The following is a 21,723-nucleotide window of genomic DNA, read 5'->3' as shown; positions in this document are numbered from 1 at the left end:
CATTCCGTGAAACAACTGGAGACGGTATTCATGCACCGCATCAGCAAGCGTGCACTCCGCCTCGGCCCTGGACCGGGGCGGTTTCTGGCGGCGGTTCTGGCCGGGGTTGCCTTCGGCCTGCCGGACGCATCGGCGGTGGAGTTCCCGGAGTACGAGGTCGAGCCCTGCTGCGACCTCTGCCCGGCAGCTTCCCGGATCGAGTCCTACGACACCAGCTATCTGAAGAACTTCAATGTTCTCGTCGATGGCAAGGACGGCTGGCTGTTCCGGTCAGAAGCCGAGCTGCCCGAACAATTCGGTCCCAGCCCCGAAGGGCTTGCCCACCTCAGGCGATTTGCCCGTCACCTGAAACAGACCACCGGCACCGAACTGGTCATGGTGTTCCAGCCAACCAAAGGCCTGGTGCACCCCGACAAGCTACCGGAGTACATGCCGGTGTCCTTCTCCTGGCCCTTTGCCCGGACCAATTACGTCGCCGCGCTCGAGCGTTTCCGCTCGGCGGGGCTGGTGGTACCCGACCTCAGCCCCCTGTTGCGGGAGCAGGACCGCAAGGATGCCTACTACTTCAAGCGTGACCACCACTGGACCCCTTTCGGAGCCAAACGCACGGCGCAGCTGGTGGCCGACCGGATAAAGCAGATGCCGGCCTACCAGTCCCTGCCCAAACAGAGCTTCGAGACCCGACGCACCGGCCTGATCCGCAAGGACGGTTCGCTGCAGGATGCCGCCCGCAGGATCTGTGGCCAGACCTGGCCCACCCAGTACGTGGACGAGTTCCGTACCCAGGCCGCTGGCACCCTGGAATCCTCCGAGGCCAGCGCCCTGTTCGGCGAGGACACCCTGCCGCCCATCACCCTGGTGGGCACCAGTAACAGCAAAGGTGCCCAGGACTATAACTTTGTCGGTTATCTGCAGGAGTTTCTCGGCGTGGAGATTCTCAACGTCGCCGTTGCCGGCGGCAGTTACGACGGTTCCATCTTCGAGTACCTGATGTCCGATAACTTCCAGCAGTCGCCTCCAAAGATCCTGCTCTGGGAGGTGCCGGCCTACCACACTCTGGACAGCGCCGAGTTCTACCGCCAGCTCGTCCCGATGGTGACCGACGGCTGCTCCGGCAGCGAGCCGGTACTCCAGAACACCGCCAAAGTCTCCGCCGGAACCACGGAAGTGCTGTTCAACGGCGGTGGTGAATTCCTGGAACTGCCAAGTGACGAGTACCTCATCGAACTCCAGTTCAGCGATCCGAAGGTCAAGAAGCTCGACGCTCTCATCTGGTTCGTCTTCGGCCGTAAGGACCGGATTGATCTGGAATACGGCTCCCGGGTCGAGACCACCGGACGCTTCATGTTTGAGCTACCCACTGGCGAAAGCTGGAACGACGAGCTGTTCATGTCCCTCGACCTGGCGCTGGAACCGGAACAGGTCACCGAAGGCCTGACGGTCACGGCCAAAATCTGCCGCCGTCAGGAAATCTGAGCAATTCATCAACTCTGAAAGGAGAGTTGCCTTATGAGCACGGAAAACCCGATACGAATACCCGGAGCCTGGCGCACCCTCCTCCCGGCCACAGTGCTGAGCCTGGCCGCCACGCCCGTTCTCAACGCCGCAGAATGCCCGACTGAGGGCCTGAGGGCGCCTCTCGGCTACTACCAGATCCCCGAAGTCCGGGAGGGTGCCGGCGACTACGACTGCGAAATGGTGCCACCGCACACCGGTGACATGGACTTCACCAGCAAGTACGAGGGCAGCGACAGCGCCCGCAATGAACTCAACGAAGCCGCCTACCAGGAATACCTGAAGGCATCGGAAAACATCCGCAACTTCGAAAAAACGGTTATCGCCGCCGCCGACGACTACCAGGTAGACGGGGACGGCCCTGCCGCCCGGGACTGCGTGCTGGACAACCTGGAACAGTGGGCCAGTGCCGACGCCCTGTTGCCGGAGAACATCAACCATGTTGGCCAGGCGGTGCGCAAATGGGCACTGGCAGCATCGGCCAATGCCTACCTGCGGATGAAGCTGTCGTCGAGCGAAACCGCCCTGGACCAGGAGCGACTGGCCCGCATCGAGGACTGGTTCTCCCGGGTGGTCGGTGGGGTGAGGGAATACTACACCGATCGCGAGCCAAGGAAGGTGAACAACCACGACTACTGGGCCGCCTGGGCGGTCATGTCTGCGTCCGTGGCGACCGGTGACTGTGACGACTGGTCCTGGTCCCTTGCCAAGTTTGACGAGGCCATGGGCCAGATCACCTCCGACGGCTACCTGCCCAAGGAGCTCAGCCGCGAGGATCGCGCCCTGGAGTACCTGAACTATGCCATGCAGCCACTGACGCTCCTTGCCGTGTTCGCCGAGGTGAACGACACGCCGGTATACGACGGCAACCGGGAGCGGTTCGTCAAGCTCGCCCAGAACGTGGTGGATGGCCTGGAAGAGCCCGACCGGATAGCCGCCATCAATGGCCACGAGCAGATCACCAAGGGGCTCTATACCGGCTGGGGCCTGGCCTGGATGCGCCCCTGGACCGAAACCTGGAGTGGCCTGCCGGGCATGTCCTCCTTCCTGGAGGAGTATGGCCCGATGAAGAGCACCCGCCTGGGTGGCGACATCGAGTTTCTGTATGGCATCGAACCGCTCTGGCCCAACGGGACCGATCCCTTCCCCCCGACGGACCTGCGCATCAACGGACACACAACCAACGGCTGACCAATGGCACCGACCCAGGTCAGAAACCCGCCCGGAACCGACTCCGGGCCTTCAGGAAACGAGGAAAGGAGCAGGACTATGATTCCAGTGATACTCTCAGGTGGCACAGGCTCCCGGCTTTGGCCGTTATCGCGCCGTGCCTACCCCAAGCAGTTTCTTCCCCTGCTGAACGAACAAAGCATGTTCCAGCAGACCCTGGCCCGCCTGCCCGAAACGGAGGTTGAGGCACCCGTCATCGTGGCCAACGAGGACCACCGGTTCCTGGTTCAGGAGCAGCTCAGCGCCATTGGCAAAGCACCACAGTCCATCCTGCTGGAACCGTTCGGGCGCAACACCGCACCCGCCGTGGCTCTGGCCGCCATCGAGGTGGCCCGGCAGGACCCCAGGGCGATCATGCTGGTGCTGCCGGCGGATCATGCCATTGATCAGACCGAGCCCTTCCACAAGGCCATCGCAGAAGGCATGAAGGTTGCCCGGGACGGAAACCTGGTCCTGTTCGGCATCACTCCGGACCGGCCGGAAACCGGGTACGGCTATGTCGCTGCCGGCCACCCCGAGCTTGAGCCCAACGAGCCGCGCCCGGTCCGCCGGTTCATTGAAAAGCCGGATGCGGCCACAGCCCGGGCACTGCTCGAGGAAGGTGGCTATTACTGGAACAGCGGCATGTTCATGTTCCGCGCCGACGTCTATCTGGCGGAGCTGAAAAAACACAGCCGCGATATCTATGACACCGCCATGCTCGCGGCCCGCTCCCTGGAGCAGGACATGGGCTTCAAGCGGATTCCAGCCGAAATTTTCGCACACTGCCCCGAGGACTCCATCGACTACGCGGTGATGGAGAAAACCACCCGCGCCACCCTGGTGCCCCTGGACGCCGGCTGGAACGATGTCGGCGCCTGGTCATCCATCTGGGACATCAGCAACAAGGATGAGCGGCGCAATGCGGTATACAGCGACGCCTGCCTGAGGGAGACCTCCGGCTGCCTGGTCCATGCACCGGACAAACTGGTGGCCATGGTCGGCGTGGAGGATCTGGTTGTCGTCGATACCAAGGACGCCCTGATGGTGGCCCGCCGGGATTGCGTCCAGGACGTCAAGCACGTCGTCAACGAGCTCAAGTCACAGGCCAGGACCGAAACCGAAGTACACCGGGAAGTCTTCCGGCCCTGGGGCAGCTATGACAGCATCGACAACGGCAACCGGTTCCAGGTCAAACGGATCACCGTCAAACCCGGCGAGAAGCTATCGCTGCAGAAGCACCACCACCGGGCCGAACACTGGATCATCGTGCGTGGCACCGCCGAGGTGACCCGGGATGAGGAAACCTTCCTGCTCTCGGAGAACGAATCCACCTTCATCCCCATCGGTTCGGTCCATCGCCTGTTCAATCCCGGCAAGATTCCCCTGGAACTGATCGAGGTCCAGTCCGGCGCCTACCTCGGCGAGGACGACATCGAGCGACTGGATGACCAGTACGGCCGCACGCCCCAGGAAACGGAGTCCGGCTACGGCGAAGTGGAAGAAGAAGCCATCCCGGTAATGATGACCCGGGCCTGAAACCAGGGCCCGCCCTCCGGGGTACGGGCCTGTTTCCCAGCGATTCAGAGGAGACTGACCATGGATCTTGACTGCTTTAAAGCCTATGACATTCGGGGCAAGGTACCGGAACAACTCAATCCCGAACTGGCCGAGCGCATCGGCCAGTCCTATGTGGAGGTCACCGGCGCCCGCAAGGTGATCGTCGGCTACGATATCCGGCTGTCCAGCCCCGAGATTGCGGCAGCACTCAGCGAAGGACTACGCACGGCCGGTGCCAATGTGTTCGATATCGGCCAGTGCGGCACCGAGCAGGTGTATTTCGCAACCAGCCATTTCGGCATGGATGGCGGCATCATGGTAACCGCCAGCCACAACCCCAGGGACTACAACGGCATGAAGATGGTCGGCCCGGACGCCCGCCCGATCAGTTCCACCAACGGCCTGCTCGCCATCCGGGAGGGTTGCCGGGAACCCCTGGGCAATGCCCGCCAGCCAGGCGAGTTTTTTCAGATCGATGCCATGAAGCCCTATATCGAGCACCTTCTGGGCTACATCGACCGGGATACCCTGACGCCCCTGAGCATCGTGGTGAATCCGGGCAACGGCGGTGCCGGCGAGGTGATCGATGCCCTCGAACCGTATCTGCCGTTCGAGTTCCATCGGGTTCACCATACACCCGACGGCAACTTTCCCAACGGCGTTCCCAATCCGCTGCTACCGGAAAACCGGACGCCCACATCCGTGGCGGTCACTGCCAGCAATGCCGCCATGGGCATCGCCTGGGACGGAGACTTTGACCGCTGCTTCTTCTTCGACGAGAAGGGCCGGTTCATCGAGGGCTATTACATTGTCGGGCTGCTGGCAGACCAGTTCCTGTGCAAGACCGGCGGTGGCAAGGTGATCCATGACCCGCGCCTGACCTGGAATACCCGCGAACTGGTACAGGAAGCCGGCGGCGAGCCCATTGAAAGCAAGACCGGCCATGCCTTCATCAAGCAGCGGATGCGGGACGAGGACGCCATCTACGGTGGCGAGATGAGCGCCCATCATTATTTCCGGGACTTCGCCTATTGTGACAGCGGCATGATCCCGTGGTTGCTGGTGGCCGAGCGGCTGTGCCAATCCGGGATAGCGCTGTCGTCATTGATCGACGCCCGGATCGAGGCCTTCCCTGCCAGCGGTGAAATCAACCGGACCGTGAAAGACCCGGAACACATCCTCCAGGGCATCGAGCGCCGATATCTGGAGGAGGCCCTGTCGGTCACGCACATCGATGGCCTGAGCATGGAGTTCCAGCGCTGGCGCTTCAATCTGAGGATGTCGAACACCGAACCGGTGATCCGGCTGAACGTGGAGAGCCGGGGTGATATCGAACTGATGAAGTGCTTTACCCGATCCCTGCTCGATGACATCGACGAGCTCGATGGCGAGGCCCAGAAGGATTCACAGATCAGCATCGCCATCTGACCCGGGGCCACCCTGGCCCTCGCAAGCGGGGCGCCAGGGCACCTCCACCGGCCAGGGCCAGGATCGCGAGACACTGGATAAAAAAGCGCCAATCGGCGATAATTCCGACCGTTTTTTGACCCGATATTCTTACCTTTTCATCCAGTATCATGACATTTTTGCAGATAGCCCAGACACTTATCTTTATCATTCTACTGCTGAACACCGTACACCTGTTACCTGTGCTGGGACGCACTCTGACAGGACCGGCCAACACCCTTCAGCCGGGATTCCACTACAGCATCCTCGGCATCCGGCTGCTGCGTAACGGCATCGGCCTGATCCTGGTGCCCGCCGTCGCCGCGCCGAACCCCGAGGTTCACGGCCTGGTGCCTTTCGGCATTTTCGTGTTCCTGATGCTCGCCGGCATCAACAGCCTGCTGACGCAACTGCAGAAGCGCAGCCTGATGGACTGGTCCGAGGACCGTTACGGCACCGAATAGGATCAGGCGCCGAGTTTGGCTTCAAGACGGGATTTGAAGTCCTTGAGAGGCTGAACATATTCCTTGCGGTGATGCCGGGCCCGGAAAGTCGGGACCACCACCGCCACGGCGAAGTGGCCCAGGTAGGTTTCCAGTGCCACCGCGAAGGCTGTGATGCCTTCGCGGTACTCCTCCATTTCCTCCGCCACGCCGGTTCGGCGCACGGTCTGAATTTCCCGCAGGAGACCTTGCCGGTCCACCGTCTTTTCTGAGGTCTCGGCCTCCGCCAGATCCAGCAGTGCACCAACTCTCTGGTCGTCCATGTTAGCCATCAGCGCCTTGCCCGGCGCCGTGGAATGAAACGGTACGCGAATCGTGCCCATGGGCGGGACCACCCGAAGTTCCCGCTCGGCAACCACCCTGTCGATTACCAGTACCCGTTCCCGTTCTGCGGTACAGAACACAACGGTTTCGTCCAGGCTCTGGCTCAATTCATCCAGCAATGGTCGGGCCACGGATATCACGTCAACCTGGGTATGGTAGAGCAAACGACCCAGTTCCGGCCCCAGCCGGTAACCGCTTCTGGCGTGCTCCGCAAAACCTTCCGTTTCCAGCGCCGCGATAATGCGCTGGACCGTGGACCGGGGCAGCGACAATTCCCTGGCTAATTCACCCAAGCTCAGGCCATCGGGATGGGTACCCAACACCCTCATGATCGCCGCCGCGCGGGCGATTACCTGAATCCCCCCGTGCCTGGGTTCGGGGTTCTGATCCTGTTCTGACATCATCGGCGCAGCTTCCGGATGGTTTCACATGTGGAGGTATTACGGAGCCCCGGGACGTCCCTGTCAACCCGCCGCGCTACCCGCAATCCGCAGTAGAATCCGATATTAACGGGTGTATCGCAATACGGTTGTTATCCCGCATTGCAGTACATCCTCACCAGCACATACGGAGATATCGGATGCACCTTACCCTTGAACGGCAGAGGCTCGCGCGGCTTCTTGCAGTCTTATTAACCCTGCCGATGATACTGGCCGGATGCAGTGACCCGAACAGCGTGGATCAGGGCCAGCGCCCGCCACCCCAGGTCGGAGTCTACGAGGTCACCGAACAACCCCTGACGCTGACGTCGGAACTCCCGGGCCGAACACGGGCCTGGCGTGTTGCCGAGGTTCGCCCGCAGGTGAACGGCATTATCGAGGAACGGCTGTTTACCGAGGGCAGTGTTGTGGCAGAGGGCGAAGTGCTTTACCAGATCGATGATGCGCCCTACCTGGCCGCCCTGGCCCGGGCCGAAGCGGCTCTGGTGAATGCCCGCAATCTGGCCCAGCGCTACGAGAATCTGGTGGGCAGCCGTTCCATCAGCCGCCAGCAGTATGATGATGCTCTGGCAGCCCGCCGCAGTGCAGAGGCAGAGTACCAGGCTGCACAGATCAATCTTGCCTACACCTCGGTGAAGGCCCCCATCGGTGGCAAAATCAGCCGCTCCCGGGTCAGCGAAGGGGCTCTCGTCACCAATGGCCAGCAGGATGAAATGGCCACCATTACCCAACTGGATCCGATCTACGTCGACATTGTCCAGCCGGTCACCAGACTGCTGGATCTCCAGAAAGCCATCGAAAGCGGTCTGATCGAGGCGAATGAAAACGACGATGTCCGGGTTTCCCTGGTACTGGAAAATGGCGAGCGTTATCCCCTTGCAGGCGTCCTGAAGTTTTCCGAGGTGATGGTGGACGAAGGCACCGGCTCGGTTACCTTGCGTGCAGAATTCCCCAATCCTGATGGCAAGCTGCTCCCGGGCATGTTTGTCCGTGCTGTGGTGGAAGAAGGCACGCGACCGGATGCCATCCTGATTCCCCAGCAGGCCGTGACCCGTGACACGCGGGGCGTCCCCACGGTCTGGGTCGTGACCGAGGACAACACCGTCAGTCGCCGTGCCCTGGAGACCGCCCGCACGGTAGGCAACACCTGGTTAGTCAACGCTGGCCTGGAGGCCGGCGAAAAAATTGTGACCGAAGGCGTTCAGCGCCTGGCACCGGGCATTCCCGTGCAGGCCGCCCCGGCAACCAATGTCGACCTGCGTCCTGATCTGACACCCCGGACCGAATAAGGAGTTCCCAGCATGCCCCGATTTTTTATCGAACGGCCTATCTTTGCCTGGGTCATCGCGCTGATGCTGATGCTTGGTGGCGGCCTGGCGGTGAAGAACCTGGCCATCAACCAGTTTCCGGACGTGGCCCCGCCGGCCATCGCACTCTCTGTGGTCTATCCCGGCGCTTCGGCACAGACTGTGCAGGACACCGTGGTACAGGTCATCGAGCAACAGCTCAACGGCCTTGATGGGTTGCGCTACATCTCCTCCGAGAGCAACTCGGACGGCAGCATGACCATCATTGCCACCTTCGTACAGGGCACCGACCCGGACATTGCCCAGGTGCAAGTTCAGAACAAACTGCAGCTGGCTAACCCACTGTTACCGGAGGAAGTGCAACGCCAGGGTATCCGGGTGTCCAAGTACAAGGTGAACTTTTTCACGGTGTTTGCGCTGACCAGCCCGGATGGCAAGTACACCCAGGGCGACCTGGCCGATTACATCGTCTCTAACATCCAGGACCCGATTGCCCGCACCCAGGGTGTGGGTGACTTCCTGCTGTTCGGTTCCCAGTACGCCATGCGCATCTGGCTTGATCCGGAAAAACTGAACAGTTTCCAGCTGACCCCACAGGATGTGATCAACGCGGTGCGGGCCCAGAACGTCCAGGTGTCAGTGGGCCAGCTTGGCGGGCTGCCCACGGCGGAGGGTGTTCAGCTGCAGGCCACGGTGATTGGCAAACAGCGCATGAAAACCGCCGCAGAATTCGAGAACATCCTGCTGAAAGTGAAACCGGATGGTTCACAGGTGCGCCTGGCCGATGTGGCCGAGGTGAATCTGGGCAACGAAAACTACGCCATCACCGGTAAATACAATGGCGCGCCAGCGGCCGGTATGGCGCTGCGCCTGGCGACCGGCGCCAACCAGCTGGAAACGGCCGCACGGGTGAAAGAAACCCTGGCCGAGCTGGAGCGCTTCCTGCCTGAAGGTATAGAGATTGTTCTGCCGTACGACACCACGCCGGTGGTCTCCGCGTCCATCGAGACGGTGGCCAAGACCCTGGCCGAAGCCGTGGTTCTGGTGTTCCTGGTGATGTTCCTGTTCCTCCAGAGCTGGCGGGCCACGATCATCCCCACACTCGCGGTGCCGGTGGTTCTGCTTGCGACCTTTGGCGTGCTGTACGCTTTCGGGTTCACGATCAATGTCATGACGATGTTCGCCATGGTGCTGGCTATCGGCCTGCTGGTAGACGACGCCATCGTAGTGGTGGAGAACGTTGAACGCTTGATGGAAGAAGAAGGTCTGTCCCCCAAAGAGGCGGCCAGGAAATCCATGGACCAGATTTCAGGCGCCCTGCTGGGTATCGGCCTGGTGATTTCAGCGGTATTCCTGCCCATGGCATTCTTCGGCGGCTCTACCGGGGTGATCTACAGACAGTTCTCAATCACCATCATCTCGGCCATGTCATTCTCTGTGCTGATCGCTTTTATCTTCACCCCGGCTCTTTGCGCCACCCTGCTGAAGCCTGGGAACCAGCACGCCAAAAAAGGCTTTTTCGGCTGGTTCAACCGTACCTTTGACCGCAATGCAGACCGTTACAAATCCAGCGTCAGTTACCTTATCAAGCGCAAAGGGCGCTTTATGGGCTTGTACCTTCTGCTGGTTGTCGGTGTGGCTTTCCTGTTCAAAGGGCTCCCCACCGCGTTCCTGCCGGATGAAGATCAGGGCGTGATGATTGTCATGGTGCAATTGCCCGCCAACGCCACCGCCGAGCGTACCGAAGCCGTGCTGGCGGAAGCCGGGAATTACCTGCTTGAAGAAGAATCCGACGTGGTCAAGAGCGTGATGTCTGTGCGGGGCTTCAACTTCGCCGGCCGCGGCCAGAACTCCGGGATTCTGTTTGTCGATCTCAAACCCTTTGCCGACCGGGAAACCTTTGCCCGGAGCGTCTTTGCGCTGGCCGGCCGGGCCGGCGGTCGGTTCGCCGGGATCAAGGACGCAATCGTATTCCCGATCGTGCCTCCGGCCATTCTGGAGCTGGGCAACGCCAGCGGTTTCGATCTCTACCTGAAAGACAATGGCGCCATCGGCCACCAGGGGTTGATGGCGGGTATGGGCGAGTTCCTCGCCAGGGCCAATGCTGCACCGGAGCTGACCATGGTGCGTCATAACGGCCTGCCGGACGAGCCCCAGTACCAGGTACTGATCGACGACGAAAAGGCCCGGTTACTGCAAGTGTCCATTGCCGACATCAACGCCACCATGTCAGCGGCCTGGGGGTCCAGTTACGTCAACGACTTCCTGCACAATGGCCGGGTGAAGAAAGTCTATGTCCAGGGGCAGCAGGAATCCCGGCTGGCGCCGGAAGACTTCGACAAGTGGTTTGTACGCAACGCCCAGGGCGAGATGGTGCCCTTTGCGGCCTTTGCCACCGGTGAATGGGTGTATGGTTCTCCGCGCCTGCAGCGTTACCAGGGCGTGCCTGCCGTGCAGATCCAGGGCAGCCCGGCCCCGGGATACAGCACAGGCGATGCCATGGCGACGCTGGAGCGTATCGCCCGCGATCTCCCGCCGGGGCTGGGCCTGGAGTACACCGGTCTCTCGTTTGAAGAAAAACAGGCGGGCAACCAGGCCATGATGCTCTACCTGTTGTCGATTCTGGTGGTATTCCTGTGCCTGGCGGCTCTGTACGAGAGCTGGTCAATCCCGTTTGCGGTCATCATGCTGGTGCCACTGGGCGTGCTCGGAGCGGTACTGGCCACCATGGCGCGGGGCTTGTCCAACGACGTTTTCTTCCAGGTGGGCATGCTCACCACCATGGGTCTGGCCTCCAAGAACGCCATCCTGATCGTGGAGTTCGCTCGCCAACTCTATGAAGAGGAAGGCAAACCGCTGCTGCAGGCCACCGCAGAAGCAGCACGACTGCGGCTGCGTCCGATCATCATGACCTCGCTGGCCTTCGTGTTCGGGGTCCTGCCCATGGCGATCGCCAGCGGTGCCAGCAGTGCCAGCCAGCACGCCATCGGGACCGCCGTAGTGGGAGGCACCCTCGCGGCGACGTTCCTGGCCATCTTCTTCGTGCCGCTATTCTATGTGGTGGTAGCCGGGCTGACCGGTAATAAGGGAAAGACGGGCGAGTAACACCAGCCCCAGATCGTGGTCACCGACTCCGGTGACCACGGATTCTCACTGCCCTTCCTGGTGCTTCAACAAGGCATTTACCGTAAAGGTATGGGGTGCTGCCACGCCGAGCTGACTGCATCGCCTGAGCACCGCCCCGGCGATGCTGTCCAGTTCCAGTGGCCGGCCCTTTTCCTTGTCCACCAGCATGGAGGTCTTGATGGCGTTGAAGTTGCTGATCAGATCAAACATCTCGTCCAGATCCTGCTGACCAAGGTTTACCCCATCCGCCTTCGACGCTTCCACCGTTTCCGCCATCATGCCGTAGACAATCTTGCTGAACTCGGGATGGTGAGTGAGGCTGCGGGTATCCAGGCTGGTCAGGGCCGAGAGTGGATTGACTCCATTGTTGATGACCAGCTTGCGCCAGAGTTCGTAACGGATGTTGTCAGTGACCGTGGTGGGAATGCCCGCTTCGTTGAAGGCTTTTTCCAGGCGCTTGAGCAGCGGCAGCCGGGTATCGTCCGGACCATCTGTTTGCGGCCAGGCCCCCATAACGATCTGTGCCACGCCTTCGGCGAACACCTTACCGGGCCCGATGATGTGGCCACCAATGCGCACGGCCAGGCCGCCCAGCACCCGATTCTCCCCGATCACATCCGCAATCAGCGGCTCATTGTCCACGCCGTTCTGCAGGGATAACACCGGGACGGAGCCGGTTCCAAGCCAGTCCCCGAGTTCGTCCATTACCGGACCGGTTGCGGTTGATTTGAGGGCAACTGCAACCAGATCAAAATCGTCCGGCCGATAATCCTGAACCAGTGCCGCGTGGTCGACCGCCGGCAACCGGCAGTCCAGCTTCTCACCCTCGTAATCCACCTGAAGCCCCTGGCTTTGCAGCGCTGTCAGGTGATCCCCCCTGGCCGTAAGCACCACGTCATGGCCGGCCCTGGCGAGCCGGGCTGCGTAATAGGCGCCGATCCCGCCGGCACCGATCATCAACACTTTGAGGGTCATGGAGTAATTTCCTGCTGCATGGAAAGCGGCATTTTACCATGGACAACGTCGGGGAATGTGAGGCAAACCCGCTGACCCGCAGGATCACTACCTGAGCGCACCGAGACGCTCAGAATATTTGATGAAATCCTGCTGAATCCTCCGTTATCTTTTCGGGTTCGCGCACTTTACTCTCTGTTTTCAATCAAGATTTGTTAAACAGATTCTCTGGCCGGCCCACTACGGCTGAGAATCCACTATCCGAGGTCCTTCCATGAAACTGCAAACCATCATCTGCAGCACACGCCCCGGCCGGGTCGGCCCCTCCATTGCCGAGTGGTTCGACTCATTGGCCAATGCCCAGGGAGCATTTACCAGCGAACTGGTGGATCTGGCAGATTTCAACCTTCCGGTCTATGACGAGGCCAACCATCCTCGCATGCAGAAGTACGAACATGAGCACACCAAAGCCTGGTCAGCGAGCGTCAGCAAGGCAGATGCGTATGTGTTCGTCATTCCCGAATACAATTTCTGCCCGCCGCCGTCATTCATGAACGCGCTGAACTACATCTACAACGAGTGGAACTACAAGCCCTGCGGATTTGTCAGCTACGGCGGTGTTTCCGGAGGTCTACGCTCGGCCCAGGTCGCCAAGCAGTTGGTCACCACGGTAAAAATGATGCCGATGGTGGAAGGCGTGATGGTCCAGATGCCCTGGGAAAGCCTGGATGACCAGCGTCGTTTCCTCCCGGCCGAGCATCACACGGGCTCCGCCAACGCCATGCTGGAGGAAATGGAAAAATGGGCGAGGGCCCTTAAAACGATTCGCTGAACAGGGGAATAGGCGACCAGAATCCCCGGCCGGCAAACCGGGGATTCTGCATTTTTATTGAAAGGCGGCTCAAGCCCGCCGGTTCACCAGAACCCGGCCATCGCGGATGGACGCGGCAACCGGCAACTGCCCCAGCAACACCTCGTAAGGGGACCGCCCCTGAAGAACCACGCAGCGTGCCGGCAGCCCTTCCTCGATGCCGTACTCCTTCAAATCCAGGGCTGCGGCGCCGTTGTCCGTAATGAGTTCCAGCGACCGATCGATCCAGCCCATGCCAAGCATGTGGCAGGCGTGCAGGCCGACGTCCAGGGTGCGCAACATGTTGCCGTTCCCGAGCGGGTACCAGGGATCCCGGATGGAATCCTGACCGAACGCCACCTTCAGGCCCGCATCGAGCAGTTCAGGGACCCGAGTCAGGCCACGCCGTTTTGGGTAACCGTCAAATCGCCCCTGCAGGTGCAGACTCTCTGTGGGCATCGATAGGAAACGCAGGCCGGATTTCTTCAACAACCGGAACAGCCGGCTGCAGTAGTGGTCGTTATAGGAACCCATGGCACAGGTATGGCTGGCAGTGACCCGGGAGCCATAATCGAGCCTGAGAGCTTCGGCAGCCAGAACCTCCAGGAAGCGGGATTCGGGATCGTCGATCTCGTCACAATGCACGTCGACCAGGCGGTCGTGCTTGTGGGCCAGCTCCACCAGCCAACGCACCGATTCAACACCGTAATCCCGGGTGAACTCGAAATGGGGAATGCCACCAACTACATCGGCTCCCAGACGCACGGCCTCCTCCATCAATTCCCGGCCCTGGGGGAACGACCAGAGGCCCTCCTGCGGGAAAGCGACGATCTGGAGATCCACCGTTTCAGCCACGCGCTCACGCACTTCAAGCATGGCCTTAAGGCCTGTCAGCTTGGGGTCGGTCACATCCACATGGGTGCGGACATGCTGAATACCATGATCGGCAAACAGTTTCAGCGTCTGCTCAGCCCGGCCGATCACGTCGTCGCGGGTCAGGCTGGCTTTGCGCTCGGACCAGCATTCAATGCCCTCAAACAGGGTTCCGCTCTGGTTCCAGCGTGGCTCGCCGGCGGTCATGGCCGCGTCCAGGTGGATGTGCGGCTCCACGAACGGTGACGTGACCAGATTACCGCCGGCGTCCAGCTGATTCTCTCCGGCATCGGCGGGTGCGGACTGGGCCTGGATGCTGCGAAACCGGCCATCGGCGATGATCAGTTGATACAGTCCCTCGCGGCCCTGCAGCCGGGCGTTGACAATGGCATTCAGGTTTTCACTCATAACATCTCCACATTCTCACTCTGGCCCGGATCATCGCTTTGACAGCAGGTGAGCCAGCACCAGGGTCTTGAAGGTTTCATCAGGATCGGTCTGCGGAGGCATGTCCTCCGCCAACCGGTTCATCCGGTTCCGGATGGTGTTTCTATGGCAGCCAAGCGCCTCGGCCATGGCACATTGATTACCCCGCTCGGCCAGCCAGGCTTCGAGGAGATCCGCACTCCCGGCAAGACGGTCCTGCATCCCGGGCAGGTACTGACCGATGAGTTTGTCCAGCTGATGACCGTCGAGGCGGGCCACCAGGGCATCAGCCAGACTGTCACCCTCGGGCTGTTGCGCCTGCTCCCCGGTCAGAATGGCCCTGGCGATGGCCTCGGTCACATCCACCAGCGGCAGCGAGTACGGCTGCTCGAACAACGGTATGGCAAGTTCATCCGCCAGACGGCTCAACATGGCGGGCAACTGACCGATGTAGGCATCGCCGGTCAGCACGACGAGCCCCGAGATGCGGCAGTCCCTGCCCTCGTAGAGACACTCGGCCAGGTTCGCCGGGCTACGATGGCGGCTGATCCCGGTGACAAACACCAGCTCGCCGCCCCTTACCCACTGCCGGAAAGAACGATTCTCCGCCAGGTAAGGCCAGCGCACCGAGTTGTCCGCGCCGGAACTTCCGCCCCGGAGCTGAATCGCTCCGAGGCCGGGAAGTTGCGGAATGTCGCGGCATTGCAGGGCCACTTACGCGACTCCCAGGACCTGGGCCCGGCGCTCACGCACCGCGTCGCTGACCAGCAGTACCAGCCCATAGCTCGCCGCCGCAACCAGTACCCCGACAATCGGCGCAATCCAGGGTGAGGTATAGGCCGCCGCGGAGCCGATGGCATAGGCTGCCAGTCCCGGCACGTTGAACGCCGGCAGGGTCGCCTCCTCAAGGGCCGGGTACTGACGCTTGTAGCCGATAAAGTAGCTGGCCATGATGACGCCACCGATGGGCGGGATGAAGGTTCCCAGCAGCACCAGGAACGGGATCAGCCACTCGTACATCCCCATGACGGCCAGTGCCGTACCGATGGCTGCGCCACCAATGGTCACCGACTTACGTCGACGGGTACGCAACATGTTGCAGCCGGCGACCGCGAAGTTGTATACGGTATTATCCTGCGTCGTCCAGAGATTCAGGAACAGCATGAGGATGCCGAGCGTGGCCAGGCCCTGGGCCACCATGATGTCGACGATGTCTGCCTGCTGGTAGACCAGCGCGCCGAAGGCGCCGATCAGGGTCATCAGACCGTTACCGAGGAAAAAGGCAGCCAGGGTCGCAATCACGGCAGTCTTTCCGGATTTGGCAAAGCGGGTCCAGTTGGTGGCCTGGGTGCCGCCACTCACGAAGGTGCCAAACACCAGAGTGATCGCGGCCGCCACCGTCATGTCATCGGCCGGGGTAATGGCCAGCAGCCCGGTGAGACCTCCGGCATCGGAGGTGGCAATGGTCATGCTGACCGCCACCAGAATGATCATGGCCGGCACCGCAAAGCGGGACAGCATTTCCAGCCCCTTGTAGCCAATGAAGGCGGTGATACAGAAGCCAAATCCGAACACCACCATCAGCGGGGTGGTCCAGCTTTCCGGCAGGCCGGTCAGCTTGACCAGCAGGATGGCCATGGTGGCCGTGCCCCAGGCGTACCAGCCGATCTGGGTAAACCCGAGAATGAAGTCGGACAGCTTGCTGCCCAGCTCGCCAAAGGTGAAGCGGCTCATCAGCGCCGTGTTCAGACCGGTCTTGGCGGCGATATAGCCGAGTATCGCCGCGTAGGTGCCCAGCAGGAGATTACCCACTGCCAGCACCAGCAGCATGGTGGAAAAATCGAATGCGACACCGATACTGCCACCAGCCCACATGGTGGCAGTGAAGAACGTGAAGCCAAGCAGAACCAGACCCATGGACCAGATACTGCGACGCTGGTCCATGGGAACCGGGCTAAGCGGATAGTCCTGTTCCTGGGGAGATACTTGTGAAGTCATTGCCATTGTCTCTCTGTGGTGAAAACTCACCAGAAGACATGGCAACGTCTATGCCATATGCCGTTTAATTCAGCCACGCGCTAACAAAAAGAGGACCCTGCATGTGCAATCTGCACAAAAAGAAAGGCGAAGAGACCTCTGACGAGACCTTTTCGCCTTGTTTTGGTGCAATAAAGCGGGCCGGTTTTCATTACGGTGCAGCCCACGATCACTTACGATTCGATTCCTGCCGTGCCGATGCCCCCGGAGTTGGAAACCCAAAGCGATATAGAGCTCCGGCAACCACCGCCACCACAATCCCCGACAGCGCAAACGACACGCCAAAACCACTAATAGCCAGGATCGCACCGAACAGCAACGGGGCCAGGAAGTGGATCGCCCGGTTCGCCATCAGCCGCATGCCAAGCGCCCCCGCCCGCTGGGCCTTCTCGACACTTTCCGCCAGCACCACCATCGACAGGGGCTGACACAGACCAGAGCCCACTCCCACCAGAACCGACAACAGCGCCACGAGGGGCGCATTCCCGGCAAATCCCAGGCAACCCAGGCCAACCGCAAGCGTGCCGAGGGACAAATAAGTCGCATTTTCCCGACCGCCCACAGCAGCTATGATCCTCGGAATGAAGGGGCGTGCGAGCATGGACACGCCCGCCCGAATACTGACCAGCACCCCGATCAATGCCGCGCCCATTTCAAGGCTGTCGAGGTACACCGGCAGGTAGCTGCCATAGACACCCAATGCGAACATGCCGGCAACTGTGATCAGCACGGAAATCTGCACCCCGCTATTCTCCCGCATCAGCCTGGCCTGGGCCCGGAACCCGGTTTGCGATCGGGCAACCCGCTCGCCCCGGTTCGCCTCGCCGGTGAGCAGCAGGCCCGTGATTCCACCTGCCAGGGCGATGGCGGCCATCACCAGGAAAAGATTGCCAACGCCTCCTGCTACTTCGATCCAGCCGCCGGCAATCAGCGGCCCAATCACCTGGCCGCCGGACAGCCAGGTCGCATACCATCCGAAATAACCTTCCAACCTGGGCCCCGTTGCCAGTGACGAGATCACGGTCTGCGCCGAGAGCACCATCTGCAGATGGGCCAGCCCGACCAGCAGTTGGCCGGCAATCAGGCCATAGAAACCCGGCAGCACCTGCATCAGCACCAGCCCCACCACCATGACCAGCGCCCCCGCCACCAGGGTCACCCGACCGCCATGCCGAGTGACCACGCCGCCGAGCGGAATGGCCAGCAGGAACGGGAGTAGATACTGGGAACTCAGAACCACACCCAGCATCAGCGGTGTCGCGCCCAACTCAAGGCTGTAGACCGGAACCGTCACCAGCAGCATCGAGTAGACGACAAAGCAGAACGTCAGCGATACACAGACGGCCACGAAATTTCGTTTGGTCTCGTCAGCAGACAAGAGCGTAATCTCCAGGGAAGGGAATTCTCAGTCGTTTGCCTTACGGCAATGGAACGGATTATTGTGAACTGTTTCGTATGCTATCTGAAAGCCATGTATCAGAGAGAACCCATGAATCCGACCATTGAACTCATCAAATCCCACCGCTCCATCCGCAAGTTCAAGGACCAGAAGATCCCCCGCGACCTGCTGGAAGAGCTGGTTCGTGCCGGCCAGTGCGCCGCCACCTCCAACCACGTTCAGGCCTACTCCATCATCCACGTGGTCAATCCGGAGAACCGCCGCAAGATTTCCGAACTGGCCGGTGGCCAGGCCCATGTGGTGGAGGCTTCAGATTTCCTGGTGTTCTGCGCCGACATGAAACGCTCCACCGAAGCCGCGGAGCGAGCTGGCGCCGACGTGGTCCGGGGTATGACCGAGCAGCTGGTGGTGGCCAGTGTTGATGCCGCGCTGATGGCCCAGAACGTGGCGGTTGCCGCCGAATCCGAAGGCTTGGGGCTGTGTTACGTGGGCGGGATCCGGAATGATCCGGCCCAGGTGGCCGAGATTCTGAAACTGCCGGAGCACGTCTACCCGGTGTTCGGCATGAGCCTCGGCTACCCGGACCAGGATCCGGAAGTGAAGCCCCGGCTGTCGCTGGAGACCATTCTCAAGGAAGACTACTACGACGACAGCAAGGACGAGGAGCAGGTCGCCGCATTCGACGACACCATGCACCAGTATTACCTGGACCGCACCGGTGGCAACAAGGATTCCAACTGGTCCAAGGAGCTGAAGCCGCTGTTCACCACCAAGCTTCGGCCGCACATGAAGGAATTTCTCAACAAGCGCGGGTTCGGGGTCAAGTAACCCCGACCGCCTCAGGCGTCCTCAAGGATGAGGTGTCGCGGCATAAGCCACGATCTCGACCAACATCTCTTCTCGGGCAAATCCGGAGACGATGATTGCCGCGCGGTTCGGGTATGGTTGCGTAACGTATTCACCGTACACCTGGTTCACCACCGGCAGGTGGGCCCGATCCGTCACATAGATCAGGGCCTGCGCCAGGCTGGCCATCCCGCCCCCTGCGCACTCAAGTGTGTGTTTCAGATTCTCCATGGTTTGCCGGGCCTGCGCTTCTATTCCGCCTGCAACCACCTGGCCGCTGGCGTCGATCGGAATCTGGGCGGTGAAAAGGATGCCGTTCGCACTCACGGCCCATTCGAGGGGGGCCTTTGATTGCGGCAAGCCGGTTGCAATAGGAGTGGTCGTTATGGATTCGGTCACTGTTGCCTTCCTGTCAGTCGTTGTCATTGGTACCCGCACCCGCGCCACCCCGTGAAGCATCGGTCGCCTCGACCAACAGTTGCTCGGCCAGGGATTTGAGGCTGCGCCAGAGTTCGTCGTCCACCTCCATGCCCTCAACCAGCGCCCGATCCTTCAGCCGTTCCAGGTCTTCCTCGGTCTGCCACATCAAGTTGGTCAATGCGTAGTCCGAACGCAGACTTGGCAACAAATCAACGTGATTGGCCATGATCAGGGTGATGCCGTCGTTCCTCTCGGTGTCATCGGGCGCATCATCCAGACTGTAGAAACAGATTTCAGGCACCGGATGCCCCGCCTTGAAGCCGACCACCACTTCCGTCAGAGGGTCGTGGGCGTTGCGCCAGAACGCGGTGACGTTCATGCCGCGGCGCGCCAGCCGCGACAGATAGCCGATAATCAGAATACGGTTGTGGCAGCGACGAATCTTGGTGATCGACAATCCCCTCGACCGCGCCCGGGCATAGCCGAGTTCGACAGCCAGGCTGGCATTGCCCAGGATGCTATGGTTGTGGGCATCCAGTACGCTGAAGTCGGCGTCCTGATAGACCAGTGTTGGTGAAGTGCTCTGATCTTCGGTAACGATGTATCGCAAGCCCTTCTTCAGGGCTTCGGCACCGCCGAGGCCGTGGGCTTCAAGCCAGGCAACCATTTCCGAAGCGTCTATCGCGTCACCCTCGGCAAAGCCGATCGCGGCAAAGGCTTTTCGACCGATGCCCTGAAGTTCGTTAAATGACACTTTCATTGCGATTCCAACTCCGGTTGCACGGGAAAACTCCAGTCATCCAGCTCCGCCAGACGTGCCTTGTTGGCACCATGATCGCTGAACAGTTCACAAAACAGCGGCGCCCCCTGAAACAACGTAACCCGAACCCAGCGATCGGATTTGGGGTCAAAGCGGCTGGCACCAAAAAACGACAGTTTGGTTCGAAGCAGGTGCATAGGTTTCATGTCCCGGTGCCAGAGGTTGGCCTGAATTTCTCCATAAGGCGTAGCTGCCATGGTCTGGATGCGCCTTACCGTTTCCTTCTGCCGCGGATGGGCCATCAGGAACTCGACCACGGAACCTGCCGGACAACGGTCGAGAAACGCATCCAGCAACTGATGTGTGCGGTAAATACGCGGCCCTATGGCCAGGAGCATTTCCTTCTCGGCACCCGGTTCGGCGGCACGCACACCCAGGCGCGGTTCCTCCTTTTCGGCGGACCGGTACCAGAACCAGTAATGGTGGTCGGGATTCTTGGGATCGTAGTCGAGCGCCCACGAAAACCGGCGTTCAATCTGGCTTTTCAGGGTTGCCGCCCGCATTTCCGGCTGTAATTCGAGTATTTCCTCACAACCCAGCTCATTCTCCATAGCATCGATGATGTCCGGATATAGCTCGATCAGTAAGGTGTTGATCAGCTCCTGCGCCTCCAGTGCGCATTGCTCATCCGCCCACGCCAGCAAATCGGTCCAGAGACGGGATGTGGCCGGGGTTCTTTCCAGCCACTCCATAACCGCTTTGATAGAAGCGACGGTGGCCTCGTTGCGCAGGCTCTGCTCAGCGTCTTCCGTCACCGTTTCGGAAAAATGCTGATGTGCCCGCTTCAATAACGCCAGCAGCTCCCGACGGCCGGCGTCATCCGGCAACTGTTCGCGGGCATACGCCAGTGCCCGCTCCCTGCCATATACCCATTGCTGGATCAGCTGCGGATGATTGATCAGGAAAGGAGCCATCCCAAGACCGGTTGAGTTGCCGATACCCAGGTAACGCTGAAGTGCCGGGGCCAGGGTCACGGCACGCTCCGGCGAATGCATTTGGGCAAGATGCTCTACCTGCTGCACCGAGAAATGGCGAAGCAGGTACACGGCAAACATCTGCGCGGAGAACGGCCGGTTGAAATCCGGGTTTTTCTGGAGCCGGGCGTAGTCCGCGATCCCGAATTTGCCATTGCCGTATACGGCTGTCGTGCGGTACAGGTACCCCACCCGGGTTAACCAGGCGGGATCCGGCTGGCGCCCGGAGGCCAATGCCTCAACAAAGTGGCTGAAATTTCGGAGGCTCTTGTTGGCTCTCGATAGCACCAGCAATCTCGGATGCTGACGACCAGCCTCCTGAAGCGGTACATTGGCCGCCATCTGGTCGAGCAGGCTGGCCTCCACTTCTCCTTCTACCAGGGCAAAAGTGACGTCCCAAGCTTCGGCAATCACCCGGTCAGACCGGCGCGCCGGATCCAGGTGCTGGGAGAATACCACTCCGTGATAGGTGTGGTTGGGCGTATTCAGCCGGTAGATCACGACCCCGTGGCCGTCAGCATCCAGGTCAAAACGGTCCGTGTTGACTGTCCAGTCCTCGCGCGCCATCTGGCGAACCAGGCTGCGACAGAAGCTCAGTCGGCTGGCGTGAAGGCTTCCCAGTCGCTCCAGTTTCATCACCTGATCCGACGGGCGCAGGTGTAACTGCTCGGTAACGTGTGAGGGAGTTGCCATG

18 protein-coding genes are annotated in these 21,723 nt (G+C 60.8%); 9 read left to right on the top strand and 9 right to left on the bottom strand.

Features of this window, described 5'->3' with window-relative positions; all coding sequences use genetic code 11:
* The first annotated feature begins 6 nt into the window (after nucleotides 1-6).
* The 5 genes from DET50_RS06360 to DET50_RS06340 all read left to right on the top strand — a co-directional run bounded on the left by DET50_RS06360 (nucleotide 7) and on the right by DET50_RS06340 (nucleotide 6,194).
* Complete coding sequence (locus DET50_RS06360) at nucleotides 7-1,476, top strand: alginate O-acetyltransferase AlgX-related protein (protein ID WP_258546069.1); 1,470 nt, start codon at nucleotides 7-9, stop codon at nucleotides 1,474-1,476.
* Nucleotides 1,477-1,509: 33 nt separating this feature from the next.
* A complete protein-coding gene (locus DET50_RS06355) occupies nucleotides 1,510-2,706 on the top strand; it encodes an alginate lyase family protein (protein WP_113862039.1) in 1,197 nt (398 codons plus the stop codon).
* Nucleotides 2,707-2,784: 78 nt separating this feature from the next.
* On the top strand, nucleotides 2,785-4,263 hold the full coding sequence (locus DET50_RS06350; protein WP_113862038.1) for a mannose-1-phosphate guanylyltransferase/mannose-6-phosphate isomerase: 1,479 nt from the start codon (nucleotides 2,785-2,787) through the stop codon (nucleotides 4,261-4,263).
* 60 nt (nucleotides 4,264-4,323) lie between these two features.
* Nucleotides 4,324-5,712, top strand: coding sequence for a phosphohexomutase domain-containing protein (locus tag DET50_RS06345; RefSeq protein ID WP_113862037.1), 1,389 nt, complete (start codon nucleotides 4,324-4,326; stop codon nucleotides 5,710-5,712).
* A 149-nt stretch (nucleotides 5,713-5,861) separates the two neighbouring features.
* Nucleotides 5,862-6,194 carry a hypothetical protein gene (locus tag DET50_RS06340; protein ID WP_113862036.1) on the top strand — a complete coding sequence of 111 codons (333 nt, stop codon included), beginning with the start codon at nucleotides 5,862-5,864 and terminating at the stop codon, nucleotides 6,192-6,194.
* Between the two features lie 2 nt (nucleotides 6,195-6,196).
* Here the strand turns inward: DET50_RS06340 and DET50_RS06335 are convergent, their stop codons facing one another.
* Entirely contained in the window at nucleotides 6,197-6,961 is a 765-nt protein-coding gene (locus tag DET50_RS06335) for an IclR family transcriptional regulator (RefSeq protein WP_113862035.1), read from the bottom strand.
* Nucleotides 6,962-7,137: 176 nt separating this feature from the next.
* On the opposite strand from DET50_RS06335, the gene DET50_RS06330 reads away from it, so the two are divergent.
* Nucleotides 7,138-8,286, top strand: coding sequence for an efflux RND transporter periplasmic adaptor subunit (locus DET50_RS06330; RefSeq protein ID WP_113862034.1), 1,149 nt, complete (start codon nucleotides 7,138-7,140; stop codon nucleotides 8,284-8,286).
* Nucleotides 8,287-8,298: 12 nt separating this feature from the next.
* Nucleotides 8,299-11,409, top strand: a complete 3,111-nt coding sequence (locus DET50_RS06325; protein WP_113862033.1) for an efflux RND transporter permease subunit — start codon at nucleotides 8,299-8,301, stop codon at nucleotides 11,407-11,409.
* A 45-nt stretch (nucleotides 11,410-11,454) separates the two neighbouring features.
* Here the strand turns inward: DET50_RS06325 and DET50_RS06320 are convergent, their stop codons facing one another.
* Complete coding sequence (locus DET50_RS06320) at nucleotides 11,455-12,405, bottom strand: ketopantoate reductase family protein (RefSeq protein ID WP_258546068.1); 951 nt, start codon at nucleotides 12,403-12,405, stop codon at nucleotides 11,455-11,457.
* 253 nt (nucleotides 12,406-12,658) lie between these two features.
* On the opposite strand from DET50_RS06320, the gene DET50_RS06315 reads away from it, so the two are divergent.
* The gene (locus tag DET50_RS06315; RefSeq protein ID WP_113862032.1) at nucleotides 12,659-13,216 is read left to right on the top strand and encodes an NADPH-dependent FMN reductase; all 558 of its coding nucleotides are present in this window, start codon (nucleotides 12,659-12,661) and stop codon (nucleotides 13,214-13,216) included.
* Nucleotides 13,217-13,285: 69 nt separating this feature from the next.
* Here DET50_RS06315 and codA read toward each other — a convergent pair whose 3' ends face one another.
* The 4 genes from codA to DET50_RS06295 form a co-directional block, all read right to left on the bottom strand.
* Entirely contained in the window at nucleotides 13,286-14,515 is a 1,230-nt protein-coding gene (gene codA / locus DET50_RS06310) for a cytosine deaminase (protein WP_113862031.1), read from the bottom strand.
* A 30-nt stretch (nucleotides 14,516-14,545) separates the two neighbouring features.
* Nucleotides 14,546-15,247, bottom strand: a complete 702-nt coding sequence (locus DET50_RS06305; RefSeq protein WP_113862030.1) for a PucR family transcriptional regulator — start codon at nucleotides 15,245-15,247, stop codon at nucleotides 14,546-14,548.
* Nucleotides 15,248-16,531: a cytosine permease gene (codB, locus tag DET50_RS06300; RefSeq protein WP_113862156.1), complete on the bottom strand. Its 1,284-nt coding sequence runs from the start codon at nucleotides 16,529-16,531 to the stop codon at nucleotides 15,248-15,250.
* A 208-nt stretch (nucleotides 16,532-16,739) separates the two neighbouring features.
* Complete coding sequence (locus tag DET50_RS06295; RefSeq protein ID WP_258546067.1) at nucleotides 16,740-17,948, bottom strand: MFS transporter; 1,209 nt, start codon at nucleotides 17,946-17,948, stop codon at nucleotides 16,740-16,742.
* A 111-nt stretch (nucleotides 17,949-18,059) separates the two neighbouring features.
* Here DET50_RS06295 and nfsA point away from each other — a divergent pair, with 111 nt between their 5' ends.
* Entirely contained in the window at nucleotides 18,060-18,797 is a 738-nt protein-coding gene (nfsA, locus tag DET50_RS06290) for an oxygen-insensitive NADPH nitroreductase (RefSeq protein ID WP_113862154.1), read from the top strand.
* Nucleotides 18,798-18,818: 21 nt separating this feature from the next.
* Here the strand turns inward: nfsA and DET50_RS06285 are convergent, their stop codons facing one another.
* From DET50_RS06285 to DET50_RS06275, 3 genes are read right to left on the bottom strand one after another with little or no spacing between them, the layout of a single operon-like run.
* Nucleotides 18,819-19,214 carry a RidA family protein gene (locus DET50_RS06285; RefSeq protein ID WP_258546066.1) on the bottom strand — a complete coding sequence of 132 codons (396 nt, stop codon included), beginning with the start codon at nucleotides 19,212-19,214 and terminating at the stop codon, nucleotides 18,819-18,821.
* A gap of 13 nt (nucleotides 19,215-19,227) precedes the next feature.
* The gene (locus tag DET50_RS06280) at nucleotides 19,228-19,995 is read right to left on the bottom strand and encodes a DUF3726 domain-containing protein (protein WP_113862028.1); all 768 of its coding nucleotides are present in this window, start codon (nucleotides 19,993-19,995) and stop codon (nucleotides 19,228-19,230) included.
* Nucleotides 19,992-21,722, bottom strand: a complete 1,731-nt coding sequence (locus DET50_RS06275; RefSeq protein ID WP_113862027.1) for a hypothetical protein — start codon at nucleotides 21,720-21,722, stop codon at nucleotides 19,992-19,994. The genes DET50_RS06280 and DET50_RS06275 overlap by 4 nt, the downstream gene beginning before the upstream one ends.
* Nucleotide 21,723: the final 1 nt, after the last annotated feature.

This window comes from Marinobacter pelagius (assembly GCF_003315345.1).
GTDB lineage: Bacteria > Pseudomonadota > Gammaproteobacteria > Pseudomonadales > Oleiphilaceae > Marinobacter > Marinobacter pelagius_A.
This window is presented reverse-complemented; position numbering and strand designations above follow the sequence as displayed.